Source organism: Sphingomonas sp. DBB INV C78, assembly GCF_042693015.1.
Classification (GTDB): Bacteria; Pseudomonadota; Alphaproteobacteria; order Sphingomonadales; family Sphingomonadaceae; genus Sphingomonas_E.
In genome coordinates, this window is sequence record NZ_CP170544.1 from 2,761,561 (window position 1) to 2,781,641 (window position 20,081).

The following is a 20,081-nucleotide window of genomic DNA, read 5'->3' on the forward strand; positions in this document are numbered from 1 at the left end:
GTTATAGAAAGGCTCATATGTTTAGCCACATCATGATCGGTGCCGACGACCTTGATAGATCGCGCCGCTTCTATGACGCGATACTCGGCGCGCTGGGAATAGCAGCCGGTCAACACGACGGCGCTGGGCACATCATCTACCGTGCCGGCGGAAACATATTCGCATTGACCACACCCCTGAACGGGCAGCCGGCGACGTCGGCCAATGGCGGCACGATCGGGTTTCTCGCAGAGGGGCCCCAGGCGATCAATGCCTGGCATGAGGCTGGCACATCGGCGGGCGGCACATCGTGCGAGGATCCACCGGGGGTACGCGCTATCGCGGGGCACAAGGTCTACCTTGCCTATCTGCGTGATCCGGCAGGAAATAAGCTTTGCGCTTATCATCGCCTGCTCTGTTGACGGACTAGCAGAAAAAGGGCGGAAACCATGAAGGCAGCAGTCGTTCGCCACCCGGGACGGTTTGAGATCGAAACGGTTGTGCTGGACCGGCCCGACGAAGATGAAGTGCGGTTAAGAGTTCTGGCCAGCGGACTTTGCCACACCGACTATCACGTCATGCTGGGGCGGATGCGCGTTCCGCTACCGGTCGTTGCCGGCCATGAAGCAGTAGGAATCGTCGAAGCGGTTGGCGAGGATGTTCCGGGAATACGGCCCGGCGACTTGGTAGCGACCTGCGCGTCGCTGTTCTGCGGCGCCTGTGTGCAATGTCAGATGGGCCGGAATTACCTCTGCGATGCGCCGCCTGGTCGCGCCGAGTGGCAAAGGCGTCCGCGACTGCGATCGAGCGACGGGACACCGCTCTACCAACTCGCGCTGCTCGGCGGCTTTGCGGAGGCTATGCTCGTGCATCACAGGTCGCTGGTGAAACTGCCTTCCGATATTCCCCCGACATCGGCGGCATTGCTCGGCTGTGCGGTTCTCACCGGTTTTGGTGCCGTCACCTCCGCGGCGCGCGTGAGGCCCGGAAGCAGCGTGGCCGTCATCGGTTGCGGCGGCGTTGGCCTCAATGTCATCCAGAGCGCGGCAATTTGCGGCGCCGCACAAATAGTCGCCGTCGACACCAACCCCGCAAAGCTAGAGTTGGCGCGGGCTTTTGGCGCTACCACCCCGGTCGTCAGTTCGCCGGATGTTGCGGCCGAGGTCATCGCTCTTCTGGAGGGCGGCGCGGACTACGCATTCGATGTCGTCGGCACGCCGGCTTCGCTGCATGATGCGTGCAGCCTGCTCGCGAAGGGCGGCACGGCAATCCTGGTGGGAGCAGCAAATCCCGAGGAGGATTTGCACCTTTCGCTTGGATCGCTCCTGTTCCGGGAAATCCGGCTCATCGGATCATTGATGGGTAGCGTGCCATTCCAGCTTGCCATTCCCAGGCTTGTGCAACTGTACCGCCGGGGAGCGCTCAAACTCGATGAACTCGTATCGGACGTGATCACCCTCGAGGAGATCAACGAAGGCTATGGCCGGCTCGCCGCGGGAGCGGCGACGCGCATAGTCATCGGCTTTTGACCCTCGGAGCGGCTTGTAATCCGCTCGCGGTTTATTAAGGTACCTCTTTATTCCTCAGCCATGTTTCAAGGATAGCAAATGCCCGGTGGAGAGATTAGAGTCACGGTCGAGCCTGCGGGCGTCACGCTCACATGCCTGCCGGACGAGACAATGATGCAATGCGCTACCCGGCACGGGATGCACTGGCCGACGATCTGCCGGGGGGCAGCCCAGTGCAGTGCCTGTCGCTTCGAAATACTCGAGGGCGAAGAGAATTTCGCAGATGAACCACCCGCCGAGCAAGCCTTGTTCCGCGCAGTCGCGCGTGTCGGAGCGTCGGGCAATCGCGTCCGTTTTGGCTGCTGTGCGCAGCCCACCGGCCGTGCGACGGTCTTGTGCCGGCGCGCCCGCTTTCTCACGGAAGACAAGCCTGCGGCATGACATCCGGTCCTTGTCGCCATTCAGCCTGAGACGCGATATTCCTGATCGTCACGGCAGGCAGCCTCCTTTACGACAGCCTTGACCGGCCGTGACGCTCCATAGCCCGGGCAGACAAGCAGATCATTGCCAGGCGAGGAGAACCTCGCACGGCTTCGCGGACAAGGCCGCACCCAAGCGTGATCGCGCGCCCGATGCATGGAGGTCTGCGACATCGACGGTCTAAGCGCCCCGCCAGCCACCGATATGGTTTGCTCCCCGAGACCGTCATGCACGCCGCACATACTGTAAGCGGCCCTCGAGACCGCGGGATCAGTGTCCTGCCGGTGCACCTGGCTTCATCAAGACGAACGCCTCCTCTCAGGATTCGGATGGTTCCGACCTTTCCGCCCGCCACGTCGTAGGCGACCGCATCGTATCGCCAGCAGCAATGGGGAGGCGGTGTGCGTCCCCAGCTTCCGAGAGAATTGGAATACTCTATGAAGAGCAGACGCCCTGAGGCATCGAAGCCGGGAGCCAAGGTGAAGCTGACGCCTTCAGCTTGCTACTTTCTGCCGAACGTCTCGAGCCATGAGTCCTTGCCCTCAGCTATCTTCTGGCCATACTCAAACACAACCTAATGAGCCAGCAGGGCGGTGTGAAAGCATCCGCTCGTCCGACCAAGCGGACTTAACCATGCAGGGCCGGGAGCGTGCCTTTCTCCCTTGGGACCACCGATATGACGCTGAATTAGCGAATGATGCTGCGCAAGCGTCAGGTCACCTGATAGATCGCCTTGACTTCCGTGTAGAGCTCAAAGGCCTCCACGCCGCCTTCCCGACCAATTCCCGACTGTTTGAAGCCGCCGAAAGGCATGTTGATCTGGGGACCGAGGGCGTTTTGAGCGACTGTACCCGCGCGGATGCGTGGGGCCAGTGCCGCGAAGCGATCAGCGTCGTCGGTGAAAATCGCTGCGTTCAGCCCATAAGGTGTGTCATTGGCGAGAGCCACCGCCTCTGCCTCATCGCGATACCGGATCACGCTGATCACAGGACCGAAAATCTCCTCGCGGGCGATCTTCATATCGTTGCCGACACCTGTGAAAACGGTGGGCTCGACAAAGCAACCGGCATCAAGCCCCTTGGGGCGCCCTCCGCCTGCCGCAACCTGCGCGCCCTGGGCGACCCCGCTCGTGATAAAGCTTTCAACGCGCTCGCGCTGGCGCTCATTGATCAGCGGCCCCATCTCCACCGCCTCATCAAATGGGTCGCCGACCTTGATCGCGGTGTAAGCAGCGGCGAGCGCTTCTTCAAACTGCTTCGCACGTGATTGGGAAACGAAAACACGCGTGAGCGACATGCATGCCTGGCCCGAGATCAGGGTGGACATACGGACCAGTCTAGGGATCACCGCATCAAGCGAAATGTCGTCGAGTATGATCGCCGGCGACTTTCCACCGAGCTCCAGACTCACGCGAGCCACTCGATCCATGCAGACGGCGCCAATATGGCGGCCGGCCGCTGTCGATCCCGTGAAGCTGACCTTGTCGACCCTCGGGTCGCGAACGAGGCGATCACCGACGTCACGATCCGCCTGTACGACCGAAAGTACGCCCGGCGGAAACTGCGCTTCGTCTGCGCATTCCGCCATCAGGATCATATCGAGCGGAGCTTCCGGCGACGGCTTGATCACCATGGTGCAGCCGACGATCAGCGCCGGAACCATTTTTATGAGGCCTAGATGGGCAGGAAAATTCCAGGGCACGATCGCGGCAACGACACCGACCGGCTCCTTCGTCACGAAGGCGCGACCTCCCGGGACAAGCATTTCCACGGAGAAGGCATAGTCTTCCGCGAGCTTGACGCCGTGACGGATCAAACTGGACATATAAGCCATGTTCTGCCGCGTTGCGTGGATCGTTGCCCCGACTTCGGTGGTATAGGCAATCGCAAGATCCTCGGCACGCCTATCGATCGCGTCGGCCCAGCGCAGCAAGCATGCGCAACGCTCCGCGCGCTCCATCCGCGGCCATGGACCGGTATCGAAGGCAGCCCGCGCAGCACTGACCGCTCGGTCGATATCGTCCTCGCGCGCTTCAGGAACACTGAGGCGGATATCGGCCACGCCCGGATGTACGATATGAAAGCGGCGGTCCGTGGCAGGCGATACCCATTCGCCACCGATATAGAGCTTATCTGCAAATTTGAGCCGGACATCGGAGGCGTTCATGCTGCTTCTTCTCCAATCAACAGAACCGGTTTGATGACGCTGCCATCCTTCATCGCCTCGACAGCAGCGTTTATGTTCGTGAAGTCGAACGTCTTGATCATCTTCTCAAACGGGAAGTCCCCGCTGTGATGAAGATCTATAAGACGCGGAATCATCTCATGCGGATTGCTGTCCCCTTCCACGCATGTGTGGATCGTCGCGCCTCGCATGATGGATGAGGGAAACGGGATTTCACGGGAGGCCGGCACGCCGAGAAGCACGACCTCGCCGGTCTTTCGCAAGCAGGTGGCGGCGCTCGCCATGACACCCGGAAGGCCAGTTGCTTCTACGGCATAGGCGAACCCGTTACCCGAAATAGACCGCAGCTCGTCAAGCAGGGCCGCGCAATCGCCGCGGAGCACATGGGTCGCTCCCAATTCGCGGGCCAGGTCGAGCCGTTGGTCATGGAGATCTATCGCAACGATCGGATAACAGCCGATGAGGGCGGCAGCGAGGATCGCCGACAGGCCGACCGCGCCAAGACCGAACACTGCGATACTGGTTCCTGGTGCTGGACGAAGTCGATTGAGAACAGCTCCGGCTCCTGTCTGAATACCACAGCCCAAAGGCGCCAGCATGGCCAAGGGAAGGTCGCTGGAGACTTTGACAACATTGCTTCGCCGCGCGAGCGCATAACTGGCAAATGAGGATTGGCTGAAAAAGGACGCCCCAACTGGCTGGCCATCCAGGTGACAGCTGTGCGACCCATCGCGCCGGCGACCGGAAAAATTCAGGGTCGCAAAATCCATGCAATAGGAAACCGCGCCGGCCGAACATTGCTCACAAGTACCGCAGGACGCAAAGGAGAGCACAACGCGGTCGCCAGGCCGAATATCTTCGATATCGGCGCCGACAGCAGCGACTATCCCTGCGCCCTCATGTCCCAACAAAGCTGGTCGCGGCCAGGGGATATCGCCTTCGAGGATTGCGACGTCCGTATGGCAAATCCCTGCAGCCATGATGCGGACCAGTATCTCGTCGGACCGAGGTGAATCGAGTTCGAGATCGGCAAACTCGAACTCATTCGAATTTCGGACGATTGCTCCTTCGATCCTCACATGAAGTACCTCAATGAATATCCCTCGAGACGCCGCGTCAGCGGTGGCGGCAACCGCCCGACCTCACCGGGACCGGGCGGTTGAGATATTTCGCGGGCACGGTTTAGAAGCGATAGCTCACTTCCACGCCAAAGGTCTGCGGGGCTCCGCCCCAGCTGATTGCCTGTCCAAGCGACGACGTAAGATCCGTGCTGAACGTGAAATATTTCTTGTCGAGCAGGTTCTTGCCCCAGAGAGCGATGGTGAGACGTTCATCCAGAATATTCGCAGCCAGGCGAGCGCTCAGCAATCCGTACGGCTTCTGGATGTTCCAGGGAGCATCTCCGAAACCGGTCGGTCCGCCGTCCGGATCGAGCGGAACGTTGCTCGTATGCCAATAAGCGAGATTGCCCTCGAGGCTCCCGAATGGGGTCGGCACGTTGAATTGTCCCGACAGCGTCCAAACGAACTCCGCGACACCCTGGAATTTCTGGGCCGAGAGATCGGCGCCCGTCACCGGACTTTTGAAGTCCACATATTCAGCGTCCGTATAGGCACCCGTCCAGCTGAACGTAAGCTCGTTGATCGGCTTCACGATCGCGTCGAATTCGATGCCACGCACGCGCGCCTTGCCCGCATTCTGAACAACCGCACCGACCTGACCGTTGACCACCTGCACAAAGGTCTTCTGAAGTCCCTGATAATCGTCATTATACAATGCCAGGTTCAGGCGCACGTGACGATCGAACAAGTCCGCCTTGAGGCCGATCTCATAATCGTCAACCGTCTCGGGTCCGAAGGGCGGAGCGCCGGCACCGCCCAAACGCAACTGACCACCGCCACTTCGGAAACCTCGACTATATTTGGCATAGACCAGGATATTGTCGTCAATCGCGTAGTCGACGGAGGCCGTATAGGTTGTTTTCGAGAACGAGAAAGGTTGAAAGGAAGAGCAGGCATCGCCCACGCCCTGGGTCTGCTCGCTGCAGAAAACCGTCTCATTGAGCACCGGCGGAAGCACGTCCACAAAGCCGATCTCGCGATTGTAGGTTCCCGCCTGGAACTGATTGTGCGTCGTCAGATCCTTATGTTCCTTGGTATACCGGATCCCGCCGGTAAGATTCAGACGGGGAAGAATTTCGTAGGTCAGCTGCGCGTAAGCCGCGTAGCTGCGGTTGTCGACCTCGCCATCCTGGATGCTCAGGCCCGTCGGGATCGGCGAGGCAGCACCGAAAGCCTCGCCGAGGATCGGCACCGTCGCCACCCGGGCGATGTCGCGGCCATCCGCATTGAGATAGAAGGCGCCGATCGTATATTTAAGCTTGTCATCCACAGAACGCCCGTTGAGCAGCAGTTCCTGGGTGAACTGCTGATATTTGAGGGGCTGCTCCGTCGCAACATTCGTGACGATAGACGAACCTGAGAAGTCGACGCCGCGATACGTATCGATGTCACGATAGCCGGTGATCGAGCGGATCTGGATGTAATCGGAAACGTCGTAATCGATGATACCCGATAGTCCCCAGATTTCCAGACGGTTCCGCGTCGGGAAACGGCTGGTCATATCGTAGAATCCCTTCGGGGCATTCGCGAAATACAGCTCTCGCGCTTGTGCGGCCGTCGCATCGCTCAGGCTGCCGTCGGGTTGCAGGGGAAGCCCGTTCTCGAGCGCGATCGCAAGTGTCATGAGGTTCGTGCCGCCGGCGAGGGCGACCGGTCGAATGCTCGGCCCGCCGCTGCTGTCATGATCGTAGGACCCTCGAACGACAATCCGCAGTCCGGGAGCCGGATCGAGCCGTAATGTGCCGGCGAATGCGTAATTCTCGCTGTCGTTGACGTCGACACCCTGTGTCGGGTTGTAACCATAACCGCTACGGTCGCTATAGCGACCGTATAGCCTCACCGTCGCTATTTCATTAACCAATGGAACGGTTACCGCCGCGGCAATCTTGCGATAATCATAGTTACCAAGTTCGGCCGTTGCCCAACCGTCAATCTCATATTCAGGGACGACGTGATCGAGCTTGATGGCGCCACCGGACGTATTGCGTCCGTAAAATGTTCCTTGCGGACCCTTCAGAACCTCGACGCTCGCGGCATCATCAAAGTTCAGCGCCGTGCCATTCCCGATCTCCGGACCGACATAAACACCATCAACATACATGCCGACAGCCGGATCGAGGTTGAGTGTGGTATCCAGAGTATTCTGACCACGAATTGTCACGGAGAACTGCTGGGTCGTAGTGCTGGATTGCAGTGTCAGCCCTGACGTATTCTTGGCAAGATCGGGGACACTGACGATCCGCTTCTCCTCAAGGCTCTCAGCATTAAATGCGGAAATCGCGACCGGAACACTCTGTAACAGCTCAGCCCGCTTGCGAGCCGTTACGACGATATCCTCAATCCCCCCCGATTCGACCGCCCTTGAATGCTGACCGTCGTCGCTCGGCGCCGTCGATTGCCCGTAGGCAGCAGACGACATGATCACGAGCGAGGCACCGCTCAGGATCCATGCTTTCAAAGTCATACCCTCTCCCGCTTTATGCTGTTCGTTCTTCTTCTTGCTGCCTGAAGGTCACCAGATGCGCCGTGAATTGAAACCCGCTTTCTGACGCGGGCGCGAAACCGTTCCGGCTCTATCCAGATGGCCGACAATTCACTGATCGCATTAAGGGTGACTGCTTTGATCGAATCCCTCCTCCAAGGCAGCAAGAGTTTATTGAGATACCTGAATAAGCAACCAGCGTCCAGTCGATATCTGTGCCTGTCAACATTCTGCTGGGCCGGATCGCCGGACGCTTTGCTCGCTCGGGAAGGCGCGGTTTTTGCTGCGAAAGTAAGTGAAATCCTGCAAGTTCGAGTCCCTTTGGTTGGCGATGATGCCGGAAGGCCGTGCTTCGAAAATGCTGAAATGATGAGCGATCAGCGCCAATTTAGAGCACTCTATATGAATCGACCGATGCCATGCCGACCGGCCTTCGCGCACTCAATGCTGCCCGGGTTGGCCGGCAGCTCAGGCGTCGATCTTTTGCGGCACTCCGTCCAGGACGATGAACTTTGTTTCGAGAAATGGCAGGAGCCCTTCCCTGCCGCCTTCCCGGCCAATGCCGGATTGCTTGAAGCCTCCAAAAGCGACACCAAAATCCGACCGCCAGGCATTGTGTCCGACCGTTCCGGATCTGAGTTCCCGCGAGATGGCGAGGGCACGATCGACATCGGCCGTGAATACCGAGGCATTCAATCCGTAGATTGTGTCGTTCGCGATCCGGACCGCATCCGCTTCGCTGTCGGCCGGGACTACGCTCAGAACGGGGCCGAATATCTCTTCGCGGGCAATGGTCGACCCATTATCCACGTTATCGAAGATCGTAGGCTCAAAAAACCATCCTTTTGCAAGATGATCTGGTCGACGGCCACCGGTGACCAAGCGGCCGCCCTCCTCGATACCCTTAGCAATATAATGTTCCACGCGATCGCGCTGGCGCTGCGTTGCGAGCGGCCCCATGCCGGTCGCCGGATCGAACGGATCGCCAATGTTGACCTCATTGAACGCCGCCGCCAATGCCGAGACGAAATCGTTCTGCAGCCGACGTGGGACGATAATGCGCGTCAACGACGAGCAGACCTGACCGGTCAGCAAAGTTTCGCATGCCGCAAGGTGGCGCGCAGCATATTCAATGTCGGCATCATCGAGCAGGACCGCTGCAGACTTGCCGCCAAGTTCAAGCGTGCAACGCGCGATTCTCTCACCGCAGATCGATGCGATGCGGCGCCCGGCCGCGGTTGAACCGGTGAAAGTTATCTTGTCGACACGAGCATCGCGAACGAGCTGCTCGGAAATCTCCCGATCAGCGACGACAACATTCAGAACACCGGGCGGGAGCCCCGCTGCTTCCGCTATTTCCGCTACAATCATGGGATCGGCGGGTGCCTCTGGCGCAGCCTTGAGGATGATTGTGCAGCCGGCTATCAGCGCGGGTGCGACCTTCGCCCCGATCATTCCGAGCGGGCCGTTCCATGGAATGATCGCGCCAACCACGCCGACCGGCTCCCGCACCAGCAGGCCATGATCGCCGCCCGCAGTCGGAGCCATCTCGGCGACGAATGGGAATGTATCCGCCAGATCCGCATAATAATCGAACATGCCGGCAACTCCGGCGCCGACATGAAGCGCCGCGCTGTGCAACACGCCGGTCTCGCGGGTCCAGCATTCTCCCAACTCGCCTGCGCGTTCGCGCAGACCTGCGGCTATTGCCCGCAAATAGCTGGCCCGGTCGGCATGCGTCATTCGCGGCCACGGTCCAGTATCAAAGGCGGTTCGTGCGCTCGCGATGGCGCGCGACATCTCATCGCCGGAAGCCAGGGCGGTACGGGCGAACACCGCTTCGGTGCCGGAATCAATGACCTCGAAACAGGCTCCGGACGCTGCCTTCACCCATTCGCCGCCGATGAACAGGCGATCCAACTCGTGCACCCTGGACGGAGTTTGCATGACGGTCATGATCCTCTCCACTGTCGAGAAGGCGCTTTCGCCTCGTTATTGTTCTTGGAATTCGCGAACGGAAAAAGAGCGTGACCCCTGTCCGCCTGATGACGGCACGAGCCACGCTCCTCCCCCCTTTTAGGACAATCTAGCAGAAGGCCCGATCAGGCACGGCCATGGCGCAGGAGCTTGCCGGGAACGGCATCGGTGCAAACCCCGTTCTCGAAGGTCACTTCACCATTGACGATCGTCCAGCGATAACCTTCGGCCCAACGCACGCGGCGCCAGTCGCCGCCCGGCAAATCCTGACGGGTCTCGAACAGCCCCTCAGGCACCTGCTTCAGGACATCCATGTCGTAGATGATGATGTCGGCGGCCTGCCCTTCGACGAGGGTACCGCGATCCCTGAAGCCGTTCACACGGGCCGGGAGCGCGGAGAGCAGGTGATGGGCTTCCTCAAGCGACAACAGGCCGGTGTCGCGCACCATCCAGGTCAGGAAGTCGGTCGAATAGGCGCCGCCGACGAAGTATTTCATGTGCGCGCCACCATCCGAGATACCCGGCAGCGCCTTGCCGCTCCGCATCAGTTCGGCGATATATTCGGCGTTCGGCCGATGCACGATCGGCGTGCGCAGAGTGGCCTTAAGCTCCGAGGCGACCGCAATGTCGATCATCACCTCGAGATTGTCCTTGCCTTCCTCCGCAGCGATCTGGCCGAGATTCTTGCCTACATATTTTTCGACTTCGGGGTAGCCGGCACCATCGAGCACCTCGATATCGTCGACGGTAAGTCCGATGCCCTCAAAGCTCGCGAGCCAGGGCTTGTCACCGATCATCTTCGCCTTGATCTCGGGGTTTTTGAGATTGGCGAGCCGCTCCTCGCTCGTTCCCATGAGCGCGGCCTTCCAGTTGGGCGCAATATCGAACCCGTTCCAGGTTTCGAAATTGAACTGCTGGAAATTACGGTTGGTATCCGCGTGGCCGTAGACCATGAGCCCCTTGTCATGGCAAGCCTGCAGCCACTCCACGGCGTGCCGATGCACTTCGGGCTTTCCGTCGATTGCCAGCAGCGTGTTGTGGAGAACCGGGCGACCCGAAGTCTCCGCCAGCTTCTCTACCCAGCCCTCGACGGTCGGCAGGTCAAAGAAGTCCTCGGCCATCTTGTCGCCAGACGGCGCATAGGTGAGCTGGATGATGCCCGCACCGCGCTTGCGCAGCACTTCGGCGAAAGCATAGCCTTCCTCGTCGGTCATGATGTCGGTGACCATCGGCGTGCCGTCGAAGTCGGGCTGGATCGAATGTTCACCCATGCGCTGGACAGACCAGCCGCAAGCACCGGCCTCCATCGCATTGTCGATCAGATCGCAGATCTTCTTCAGCTCTTCCTCATTCGGACGCCGCTTTTTGGCCTCCGCGAAGGAGCCCATTGCATAGATGATAAGCGGCGATAGCGGAGCAAAGGTCAACACGTTCACGCCCTTCGGCGTGCGATCGAGCGAATCGAGGAACTCTGGAAACGTCGTCCAGTCCCACGGCATACCCTGCTGCATCGCCTCGAGCGCGATCTGCTCGTTCCGGGTCATAGAGAGCATGGAGCGGTCGCGATCCTCAGGGCGGCACGGAGCGAAGCCGAAGCCGCAATTTCCGATCACGACACTGGTGACACCGTGCCAGCCAGAGATGGTGCAATAAGGATCCCAGAAGATCTGCGCGTCGTAGTGCGTGTGAGCATCGACGAAGCCCGGTGCAACGATCAGGCCATCGGCATCGATTTCCTTGGTTGCGGTCGCGCTCTTGAGATTATCGATTGCTGCGATCTTGCCATTCTTGATGCCGAGGTCGCCGACCCATTTGGGCATTCCGGTACCATCAACGATGGTCCCACCCCGAATGATCATGTCATATACAACTGACACCTTGCCATTCCCTTCCTAATACTCGCGCTATCATTGCGAGATTAACGATATACGTGGCTGCTCCGCCGGCCCTGGCAGGGCCGCGCTATCCATGTTTCGGAGGACCGAAGCGGCCGAAATCGACTCCAGCTCGTCAGCCTGTATGACCTATACAGTAAGCTGATTACGTTGCAAGCAAAAGATACTGTCTAGTGCTTTTTATGGCGCGAGGGCGGCGGTCACGTTGCCGCCAGCCCTCAAGGACACTACAGGTGGGCCTCCGGAGATGGCTGGCTTCCGCGCACGAGGCGCCCGGGAAGGGCTCCGGTATGCTCACCGTTGCGATAGGTGATCTGGCCGCTCGTTATCGTTGCGATATACCCCTCGGCCTGCTGCCGGATGCGCAGTGCGCCGGCGGGCAGATCATGCTTGGCGCGCGGAGCGTGCAGCTTCAGCCTTGAGAGATCGATGAGGTTTACATCTGCCTTCATCCCGGGCTTCAGGGATCCGCGGTCGAAAAGCCCCACGGCCTGCGCGGGCCCGCCCGTCAGCTTGTGGATCACCTGGCTAAGATCCTGGCGCTCCGCGCCGGATGCATCGCGAACCCAGCGGATCAAGGTATGGGTGGGAAAGCTTGCATCGCAAATCAAACCATAATGCGCACCACCGTCGCCCAGCCCGAACACAGTGTTTGGATGGCGGATCATTGCCGAGGTCGAGTACGGTGTGTCAGCGGTCATGTTCGCGGCGGGAAGGCACAGGATCGCTTCGCCCTCGTCCGTCAAAAGCGCGTCATAGATGAGCTCCATAGCCGCCACTCCGCGCGCGGCGGCCTGCGCGCCGATATATTCGGCGGAGTCCGGTTCATAATCCGGCGGATCGCCCAGAACGAACATCTCGTTGACCCGCTGGATCAGGCGAAGGGTGATCGGATTGGGGCATTCGGGCTGTTCTGCCAGCAGCTGCGCCCGCATGGCAGGATCCCTCATCCGCGCCACGCGCTCGGCAAGCGGCATGCTGGCTATCGCCTTGTAACCGGGATGAAATGAGAAAGGATGGAGCGAGAGTTGCAGTCCCATCAGCACCCCTACAGGCCGAGGAAAGATCTGCGCTCGCATTTCCAGCCCGTCTGCTACGGCCTTCTCGAGCCCAGAAAGCATCGTACGCCAGCTACCGGGCCAGTTGGGATGATCCATCAGCGAAAATGAGAGTGGGCGCCCCGATGTTTCCGCAATCCGACGCATCAGGCTGAATTCATGTTCCGCACCGCTGTGCCCGTCATAGATCAACTGAAACACGCCAGTGCCGCTGTCTCCCAGTCCCTGTGCTATCGCGAGCAATTCCTGTTCGACGGTGCCGACACTTGGCGCCAGGTCGCCCGCCTTGCTCCTGTGAGCAAGTGAACGGGAAGTCGAAACCCCGATTGCGCCCGCCTTGATGCTCTCGGTTGTAAGCCGCCGCATTGCCGCCAAATCGGCTGCATTCGCTGGCTCATGGTTCGCCCCACGCTCGCCCATAACGTAGACGCGCAGTGCCGAGTGAGGCAATTGGGCTGCAAAATCAACGTCCAGGGTCCGGGATGCGAGTACGTTCAAATAATCCGGAAAGGTCTCCCAAGTCCATGGAAGGCCCTCGGTCATGACGACTTCGGGAATGTCTTCAACGCCCTCCAGAAGCTGTATGAGAAGTTGCCGATCCCCTGATCGGCACGGCGCAAATCCCACACCACAATTGCCCATGACTACGCTGGTTACGCCGTGGCCCGAAGACGGCTGAAGGCAGTTCTCCCACGTCGCCTGCCCATCATAATGGGTGTGGATGTCGACGAATCCGGGAGTAATGATGCATCCTTGCGCATCCAACTCTTCATGTGCTCGCCGGCTTATCTTGCCGATCTCCGCAATCTTGCCACCTGATATGCCCAGATCTGCCGTATACGCCGCCGCCCCGGTACCATCCAGGATCGTGCCTCCACGCACGATGATGTCCAGCTCAGCACTCATCAGATTATCCTTTTCTATCCGTCACCTGCGACGGCTGAACCTGTTCGAACAATTTCTTGAGCCCTGCCTTGACGACTTTCCCTCCGGCATTGCGCGGAAGCCCATCGACAAAGCGCCATGCAATCGGCCGTTTGTATCTTGCCAGGTCCACCGCACACTGCGCTTCCAGGGCAGCGAGCAATGCGTCCCCATCGCCACCTGGCGCGGTTTCGATCACGGCTGCGATCGACTGGCCAAGCCGTGGGTCCGGCAGCCCGACGACGGCGCAATCGGTCACGCCTGGAATGCATCGCAGGACACGCTCGATCTCGGCGGGATAGACGTTCGCGCCGCCGCGAATAATCACATCGCTGCGTCGGTCATGGACGAACAGGTCACCGTCTTCCGCGAGATGACCGATATCGCCGGTTCGGAGCCAGCCATTGCGGATTGTCGCCTGTGTGGCCTCGGGCCGGTTCCAATAGCCCAAGGTGGGCGTATATACCTGCGCATAGGGCCCCGAGCTGGCCGCTCGGACACAGATTTCACCCGCAGTTCCAGCGGGAAGCAAGCGATCTTCCTCGTCGCGGATGGAAACCTCGAGATGCGGAAGCGGACGTCCGACAGCACCTTGGGTCGATGCGGAGGCATCATGCGTCCTCGAGATCGTGGTAGGCAGTTCCGTCTGGCCGTAGCCGGTCGTCATGCGGGAACCAAACCGCTCCTCGTAGAGACGCGGCAACCCCTCCGGCACCATTGCGCCGCCCACGACGAGCCAGCGCAGAGAAGTCAGATCCTCCCTTGGAATGTCTGGCCTCGTCAACAGGTCATAGACAATCGTTGGGACAAGAGTTGTCGTCGTGATCCGTTCATCGCGAATCCATTCCGCAACTCCGAGTGCGTCAGTACGATCAATGCAGACAAGGCAATCACCGCGCGAAAGCGTCGCGACGGCGCCGAGGATCATCATGTTGAGAATGGTCATCGGCGAGGTCATGCCGCGAACGACAAGTTCCGAATCATCTTGCGACATCACTTGCGACATGGTCGCAGCGACGATCATATTGTGTTGACTGTGCACCGCTCCCTTCGGCCGACCGGTTGTTCCGCTGGTATAGGCAATTGCCGCCGGTGCCCACGGATCCAGTTCGAGCTCCGGCCGGCTCCGCCCCAGATGCTGCATCAAACCCAGAGCCCACGCACAGGCCGTGGCGCCTGGCTCCATCTCGACGATCGCTCCCCGAAACTCGCCCGCCTGCATCGCCGCATCGCGGTCGGCGAGATAGAAAAGCGCACCTGAATCCTCGAGAAAATACTGCTTTTCGCCAGGCGCATAATTGCGGTTGATGCCAACCCAGATGGCACCGATCCTTTGACAGGCGAGGAATGCCGTAACAAGATCGGCACCGTTGCTCGCGGTAGCTGCAATACGGTCCCCGGGCCTCGCGCCCAGGCTCTGCAAGAAAGCGCTTGCGGCATTGGCGCGGCGGTCGAGCTCGAGATAACTCAAGCGGCCATGCCGCCCGATCAGCCCGATCCTGTCCGGATATTCCCGGACCGGCATATCGATCATGCCGGCAGCCGTAGCGGGAGCACCGGGCATGGGCACCCGATTGGTCGGTGGCACAAGCCAATCCAAATTGAGGTTCGGCTGTTTCACGGCGCTTACACCGCCAACGCTTGCTGAGAGGAAGCTGCATCGAGGCCGAAATCCGACGGATCGGCCCGACGTGTCGCTTGCCAGTAATCGACCGTGGGAAACGGCCAGTTCTGGCTTACCCGCCCGAGAGCGTTCTTATACCAGTTGGATACGCCCTCGGTGCCCCACGCCATCTGAGCATTCGCGGCGTCCACCCGGGCATTGTAGCTGTCGAAGACATCCTGGCGGACTTCGATCGCGCGCTCGCCATGCTCTATCATCGTCTTCAGGCATTGGAGCATGTAGCCGACCGAGCATTCTGCGAACAGAATGATACTTCCATTGATCACGAGATTTGTATTGGGCCCATATAGAATGAACATATTCGGGAATCCGGGAACCATCGTGCCCAGATAAGCTCGCGCGTTTCCATCCCAAGACTGATGAAGGTCGACGCCATTGCGGCCCTTGATCGTATAGGTCGACAGGAACTCGCTCGCGCGAAATCCAGTCCCGAAAATGAGCACGTCGGCGGGACGCAGTTCACCGTCAGTCATCTCGAGCCCGTCCGGTCTCACTGCCGCGATGGGCTCCGTCACCAGCTCGACATTGTCCCGTTCAAGCGCCTTGATCCATTTTCCGGAATCTCTCAGCGCGCGCTTGCCACCGACGGGATATCTGGGAACGACATGATCCCCGATCTTCGCGGTGTCGCTGACCTGCCGGGTTATCCATCCCTCCAGTACCGCCCGGAATTCAGCGTTGGCCGCACTGATGGCGCGCCCGCCTCCGTCGAAAGCAGGGTCACGCTTCACGGCGTGATGCATTCCATCCACGGTGCGCCAGTACAACCAGAAGCGATACCAGTTCTGGTAGAAGGGCACGTTTGCCAGCAACCAGCGCTGCCCGGAGCTCACGGGGTCATGATAATGGGGGGTCGGAAGCAACCAGGGCGGCGTGCGCTGATACACATCGAGATGCGCAGCCTCGGGGGCAATCTCGGGGACAAATTGGAATGCGCTGGCGCCGGTACCGACGACGGCAACGCGCTTGCCCTGCAAGTCGACATCGTGCCGCCAGTTCGCCGAGTGGAACGATGGCCCCGCAAAATCGGCGAGCCCGGGAATATCGGGGTATCGGGGCACATTGAGCTGACCGACGGCACTTACGAATATGTTCGCGGTCAATGCCTCGACGCTTCCTTCATCATCAGTGAAGCTGATCGTCCAGGTTTCTTCGTCATCGTCGAAGTTCGCCTCTTCGACTTTGCAGCCGAACCGGATGTGAGGACGCAGGTCATATTTCTCGACCACGCCTTTAAAATATTCGAGCAAGATCTCCTGCGTCGAGAAGTGCTGGGGCCAATGGGCATTCGGCTCGAATGAATATGAATATAGCTGATTGTCCGAGTCCACCCGGCATCCGGGATAGGTGTTTTCGTACCACGTCCCACCTACCTCGGGATTCTTCTCGAGAATCGTAAACGCGATCCCCGCCTGCTTGAGACGGATCGCGGCGAGCAAGCCAGACATGCCTGCACCGACGATGATCGCAGACAAGCCAGCCGCACCCTGCTTGAGGTCCGCAGTGCTCCAGTCCGGCGCCCTCAGATCAGCGACGCCCAGTTCCTCTTCCAGAAATGGAAGATAGGCTTGCGGTGCCCCATCGCCGATCAGATAGCGGATCATCTTGTCGAGCATGTCCATCTTGAGCTCGGGCAAGGAGGTGGCTTCTGCCTCGAAATATTTCATGAGTGCATCACGCGCTGCTGAGCGCACATATTGCTGATCTTCAGGGTCCAGTTGCGATTCCGGAGAAACGTGACTCGAGACCCGCGGACGCCAGTCATGCCGAAGAATGGAAGTGTCACCGGTCAGGTGGCAGATTACCATCTGCAACGTCGGAACGTGCGCTCCGGCAACAGCTGTGTCCAACATTTCAATGGAGAATGCATCAGACATCCGGATCCCTTTCAAGCTGACCGGGTTTGGCGCAGCGGAGGCGAGAGAAAGAGACGCAGGCAATCAATAGCCCGCGTCAGAAACGGCACGGCCGAGGGCAGTACGCGTCGAGATGTCGCCCAATTATGGGTGAAACCGCGCGCCTCGATAAAGTGGCAGTCGACCCCCAAGCGCGCGAGCCTCGCGGCATAAGCGCGCCCTTCATCGCGCAGAACATCGCATCCAGCCGTCACAATGATTGTGGGCGGGAGAGCCTCGAACGCGGCCCGAAGCGGTGAGACGCACGGATCTTCGCGCGCCCCGATGTCGGGGATATAGGCATCAATGAACCAGGCCATGTCATTGGCCTCGAGCAAATATCCTTCACCGAACTCCCTGTACGACGCCGACTGCTGTGCGACGTCAAGAACCGGATAGAAAAGCAACTGCGCCCGTAACAGATCGTTGGGCTGACAGGCAGCAGCCAACCCGGCGGCAATGTTGCCGCCGGCGCTATCACCCGCCAGGACTATGCCGGAAACAGCTTCCCCAAGCTCGCCAGGGGAACCTTGGAGCCAGTCGAGTGCCGCAGCGCCGTCGAGATGGGCAGCTGGAAAAACATGTTCGGGCGCCAGCCGATAATCAACGGACACGACGCGCAAACCGAGCTTGTTGGTGAGGGTGCGGCAGAACCCGTCATGGCTTTCGAGATCGCCAAAAGTCCATCCCCCGCCATGAAAAAACAGGAGGACATCGTCCGTGGTCCTAGAGCTTGGCCAATATGCCCGCAAACCAAGCTGCCCTCCCCCGGAGCCGGCGATGATTAGGTCGCGAACTCCGGCGACGCTCTCTCGGTCCTGGTCCAAAGCAGCGAAGCTGTCGCGAACGACTTGCCGGGCCTCCCCGATCTCTCGCTCGCGCAGCTTCGGCCCCGGACGCCCCCTGGCCAGCTCGACAAGATTTTCGGTCTCAGCGTGCAGCATATGCTCCAATCTCAAGCGACCCTGCTCCCGCCACCGGGCGATCGCCCGGCGCGACTTTGCCATTTTTTCGGACCGAGCGGTTCCGATCTGGGCTTATCGCGCCCCGATTCAGGTATCTCTATACAAGTCCCACGATGAACATCAAACTCAATTCGTGACAGTTTGGTGAGGTGAGCCGGCACCCAATCTGTACGTCCGACGGGCTGTCCCCTCAAAGAGCATGGCCTTCTCCCCAATCCCCAAATCAGCAGCCATTATCTTGAATACATTCCAGATTATCCGGTAGGATGCGGATCCGGCCTCGGCGGGGAAATTACTTTCGAACATACATCTGGCCGGTCCGAATGCATCTAAAGCAGCACGGAAATAGGGTGACCACAATTGCGCCAGTTCCATCGATCCCAAAGGCACCGCGCGTTGAAAGCTACCGAGACCGGCAAGAGGCATGCCGAGCCCGCCGAGCTTGATCACAACATTCTCGCAGGCGGCCAGCTCGTCGATTTGCTTTCGCCAGAGTGGAAAGCGATCCTTCTGGCTGCCGGTATAGGCTCCGATCCCCAAAGGCGCGCCGAAATGATCCAGGATGATCGTCAGCTCCGGCAAAGCTCTTGCCAGTTGGACCAGCTCGGGCAACTGCGGCTCAAGCAGCCAGGCATCAAATGAAAGGCCGAGTTCAGCCAGACGCCTCGCGCCTTTGCGGAAACTGTCTGACGCATAGAGGCCCGCCTGGCCTGCAAATGGCCCCATCACCCGCTGATCCGCGTCCCAAGCCATCCCGTTTCGGATGCCGCGGAACCGCCCTCCTCCGGCCGCGATATGCGCTTCGAGAACCGGCTGGACAGCATCTCCAAGCGTGAGGTCGGCATATCCGACAATTGCCGCGCAAATATCCACGCGCGTCCGTTCGCGCGCGGCCTCTGCCGCCTGTCGTACATAGGCCGTTTCGCCGACTGGCTGGAAATGGGTGGGCGTATCGGCGCAATAGAAGCCTCGTCCGGATTGGACATACACAGTCCCTTCGACGGCGTGCCCGCATGCAATGTCAGCAATGAACTCATCCACCAGATAGCGCGGCAGAATTTCGGTCATCGCCTGGAGCGGGTGGACATCACGCGGCCCGCCCGGCGGCGCGGCATGCTCCCATAGATGATGGTGCGCATCGACGATGCGGAGCCCCGGCTCGATTATGGGTTCAAGCTGCTGGAAGGAACGGGTGCGGACAGCCTCGCTCATGCCGCCGCTCCGAGCGCGGCCACGTCGCTCTCCAGCTTCCGGACGGGCTGCCAGCCTGTTCCCACAGCGCGGACGAATGTTGCCCAGCGAGCTTCGAAATGCGCCCTCCACAGGGCGTATCCATCCAGCGATGTGGGGCGCCGCAGACCGCGTGAGAAGCCGTCTATCAGGCCGGTGAGGATCTCACATATCTCTTTCGGATCGCCGGGGATGATGTAGCCTGCCTCCTGCGCAGCAGAGATTTTTGCGACCAGCGGCCGAACAGCAAGCTTCTCCCAACAAAGGAATTTCTCGAACATCTGCGACGAGAAGGCGCCTTCGGCCAGCAGGAAGAATGTAAAGGTGACGTTCTCCGGCCGGGCGCCATAGTCTGCAAAGCGTTCTGCTGTTTGCTCCAGCGAATGCAGGGGGTCGCTCCCCTCTTGCGCAGACAAATCCATCCATTGCGTGAAACGAACAAGCTCGCGTTCGACGACCGCATCGAGCAGGGCGGACTTTCGAGGATAGCGGCGATAGATGGTGTGCTTGGTGACACCCGCCTCCGCGGCAATCTCGTCCATCAGTGCACGAGAAATGCCCCTTCGGCAGAAGGCGCGCTTGGCTCCATCCAGGACACGGTCGGCGATCTCCGCCGCGGATTCTTTTGTGGGCCGGCCCGCGCCGCGCCGCGTCTTGATTGCCAAGGGTCGACTCCTGAGGGTGAGCTCGCTCGCAGCC

14 protein-coding genes are annotated in these 20,081 nt (G+C 59.9%); 3 read left to right on the forward strand and 11 right to left on the reverse strand.

Going from position 1 to position 20,081, the window contains the following annotated elements; genetic code table 11:
• Positions 1 to 17 precede the first annotated feature (17 nt).
• The 3 genes from ACFB49_RS12945 to ACFB49_RS12955 all read left to right on the forward strand — a co-directional run bounded on the left by ACFB49_RS12945 (position 18) and on the right by ACFB49_RS12955 (position 1,928).
• Positions 18 to 401 carry a VOC family protein gene (locus ACFB49_RS12945; protein WP_380871621.1) on the forward strand — a complete coding sequence of 128 codons (384 nt, stop codon included), beginning with the start codon at positions 18 to 20 and terminating at the stop codon, positions 399 to 401.
• Between the two features lie 27 nt (positions 402 to 428).
• Positions 429 to 1,508: a Zn-dependent alcohol dehydrogenase gene (locus tag ACFB49_RS12950; RefSeq protein WP_380871622.1), complete on the forward strand. Its 1,080-nt coding sequence runs from the start codon at positions 429 to 431 to the stop codon at positions 1,506 to 1,508.
• 78 nt (positions 1,509 to 1,586) lie between these two features.
• Positions 1,587 to 1,928 carry a 2Fe-2S iron-sulfur cluster-binding protein gene (locus tag ACFB49_RS12955; protein ID WP_380871623.1) on the forward strand — a complete coding sequence of 114 codons (342 nt, stop codon included), beginning with the start codon at positions 1,587 to 1,589 and terminating at the stop codon, positions 1,926 to 1,928.
• 750 nt (positions 1,929 to 2,678) lie between these two features.
• Here ACFB49_RS12955 and ACFB49_RS12960 read toward each other — a convergent pair.
• From ACFB49_RS12960 to ACFB49_RS13010, 11 genes are all read right to left on the reverse strand, one after another.
• Positions 2,679 to 4,133: an aldehyde dehydrogenase gene (locus ACFB49_RS12960; RefSeq protein ID WP_380871624.1), complete on the reverse strand. Its 1,455-nt coding sequence runs from the start codon at positions 4,131 to 4,133 to the stop codon at positions 2,679 to 2,681.
• A complete protein-coding gene (locus tag ACFB49_RS12965; protein ID WP_380871626.1) occupies positions 4,130 to 5,230 on the reverse strand; it encodes an NAD(P)-dependent alcohol dehydrogenase in 1,101 nt (366 codons plus the stop codon). The genes ACFB49_RS12960 and ACFB49_RS12965 overlap by 4 nt, the downstream gene beginning before the upstream one ends.
• 103 nt (positions 5,231 to 5,333) lie before the next feature.
• Complete coding sequence (locus tag ACFB49_RS12970) at positions 5,334 to 7,736, reverse strand: TonB-dependent receptor (RefSeq protein WP_380871627.1); 2,403 nt, start codon at positions 7,734 to 7,736, stop codon at positions 5,334 to 5,336.
• Positions 7,737 to 8,222: 486 nt separating this feature from the next.
• Entirely contained in the window at positions 8,223 to 9,710 is a 1,488-nt protein-coding gene (locus ACFB49_RS12975) for an aldehyde dehydrogenase (RefSeq protein ID WP_380871628.1), read from the reverse strand.
• A gap of 146 nt (positions 9,711 to 9,856) precedes the next feature.
• The gene (locus ACFB49_RS12980; RefSeq protein WP_380871629.1) at positions 9,857 to 11,551 is read right to left on the reverse strand and encodes an amidohydrolase family protein; all 1,695 of its coding nucleotides are present in this window, start codon (positions 11,549 to 11,551) and stop codon (positions 9,857 to 9,859) included.
• 302 nt (positions 11,552 to 11,853) lie between these two features.
• Complete coding sequence (locus ACFB49_RS12985) at positions 11,854 to 13,590, reverse strand: amidohydrolase family protein (protein WP_380871630.1); 1,737 nt, start codon at positions 13,588 to 13,590, stop codon at positions 11,854 to 11,856.
• 4 nt (positions 13,591 to 13,594) lie between these two features.
• Positions 13,595 to 15,142, reverse strand: coding sequence for a class I adenylate-forming enzyme family protein (locus ACFB49_RS12990; protein WP_380871631.1), 1,548 nt, complete (start codon positions 15,140 to 15,142; stop codon positions 13,595 to 13,597).
• A 92-nt stretch (positions 15,143 to 15,234) separates the two neighbouring features.
• Positions 15,235 to 17,169, reverse strand: a complete 1,935-nt coding sequence (locus ACFB49_RS12995) for an NAD(P)-binding domain-containing protein (RefSeq protein ID WP_380871633.1) — start codon at positions 17,167 to 17,169, stop codon at positions 15,235 to 15,237.
• An 11-nt stretch (positions 17,170 to 17,180) separates the two neighbouring features.
• Positions 17,181 to 18,131: an alpha/beta hydrolase gene (locus ACFB49_RS13000; RefSeq protein ID WP_380871634.1), complete on the reverse strand. Its 951-nt coding sequence runs from the start codon at positions 18,129 to 18,131 to the stop codon at positions 17,181 to 17,183.
• Between the two features lie 147 nt (positions 18,132 to 18,278).
• The gene (locus tag ACFB49_RS13005) at positions 18,279 to 19,364 is read right to left on the reverse strand and encodes an amidohydrolase family protein (protein WP_380871635.1); all 1,086 of its coding nucleotides are present in this window, start codon (positions 19,362 to 19,364) and stop codon (positions 18,279 to 18,281) included.
• On the reverse strand, positions 19,361 to 20,047 hold the full coding sequence (locus ACFB49_RS13010) for a TetR/AcrR family transcriptional regulator (RefSeq protein ID WP_380871636.1): 687 nt from the start codon (positions 20,045 to 20,047) through the stop codon (positions 19,361 to 19,363). Before ACFB49_RS13010 ends, ACFB49_RS13005 begins: the two co-directional genes overlap by 4 nt.
• Positions 20,048 to 20,081: the final 34 nt, after the last annotated feature.

Excerpts from the sequence above, each read along its gene's own strand:
- ACFB49_RS12980 (WP_380871629.1), bottom strand. The coding sequence starts at position 11,551 with ATGCCCAAATGGGTCGGCGACCTCGGCATCAAGAATGGCAAGATCGCA.
- ACFB49_RS13000 (WP_380871634.1), bottom strand. The coding sequence starts at position 18,131 with ATGCTGCACGCTGAGACCGAAAATCTTGTCGAGCTGGCCAGGGGGCGT.
- ACFB49_RS12955 (WP_380871623.1), top strand. The coding sequence starts at position 1,587 with ATGCCCGGTGGAGAGATTAGAGTCACGGTCGAGCCTGCGGGCGTCACG.
- ACFB49_RS12945 (WP_380871621.1), top strand. The coding sequence starts at position 18 with ATGTTTAGCCACATCATGATCGGTGCCGACGACCTTGATAGATCGCGC.
- ACFB49_RS12990 (WP_380871631.1), bottom strand. The coding sequence starts at position 15,142 with ATGATCGATATGCCGGTCCGGGAATATCCGGACAGGATCGGGCTGATC.
- ACFB49_RS12995 (WP_380871633.1), bottom strand. The coding sequence starts at position 17,169 with ATGTCTGATGCATTCTCCATTGAAATGTTGGACACAGCTGTTGCCGGA.
- ACFB49_RS12970 (WP_380871627.1), bottom strand. The coding sequence starts at position 7,736 with ATGACTTTGAAAGCATGGATCCTGAGCGGTGCCTCGCTCGTGATCATG.
- ACFB49_RS12975 (WP_380871628.1), bottom strand. The coding sequence starts at position 9,710 with ATGACCGTCATGCAAACTCCGTCCAGGGTGCACGAGTTGGATCGCCTG.
- ACFB49_RS12960 (WP_380871624.1), bottom strand. The coding sequence starts at position 4,133 with ATGAACGCCTCCGATGTCCGGCTCAAATTTGCAGATAAGCTCTATATC.
- ACFB49_RS13005 (WP_380871635.1), bottom strand. The coding sequence starts at position 19,364 with ATGAGCGAGGCTGTCCGCACCCGTTCCTTCCAGCAGCTTGAACCCATA.
- ACFB49_RS12950 (WP_380871622.1), top strand. The coding sequence starts at position 429 with ATGAAGGCAGCAGTCGTTCGCCACCCGGGACGGTTTGAGATCGAAACG.
- ACFB49_RS12985 (WP_380871630.1), bottom strand. The coding sequence starts at position 13,590 with ATGAGTGCTGAGCTGGACATCATCGTGCGTGGAGGCACGATCCTGGAT.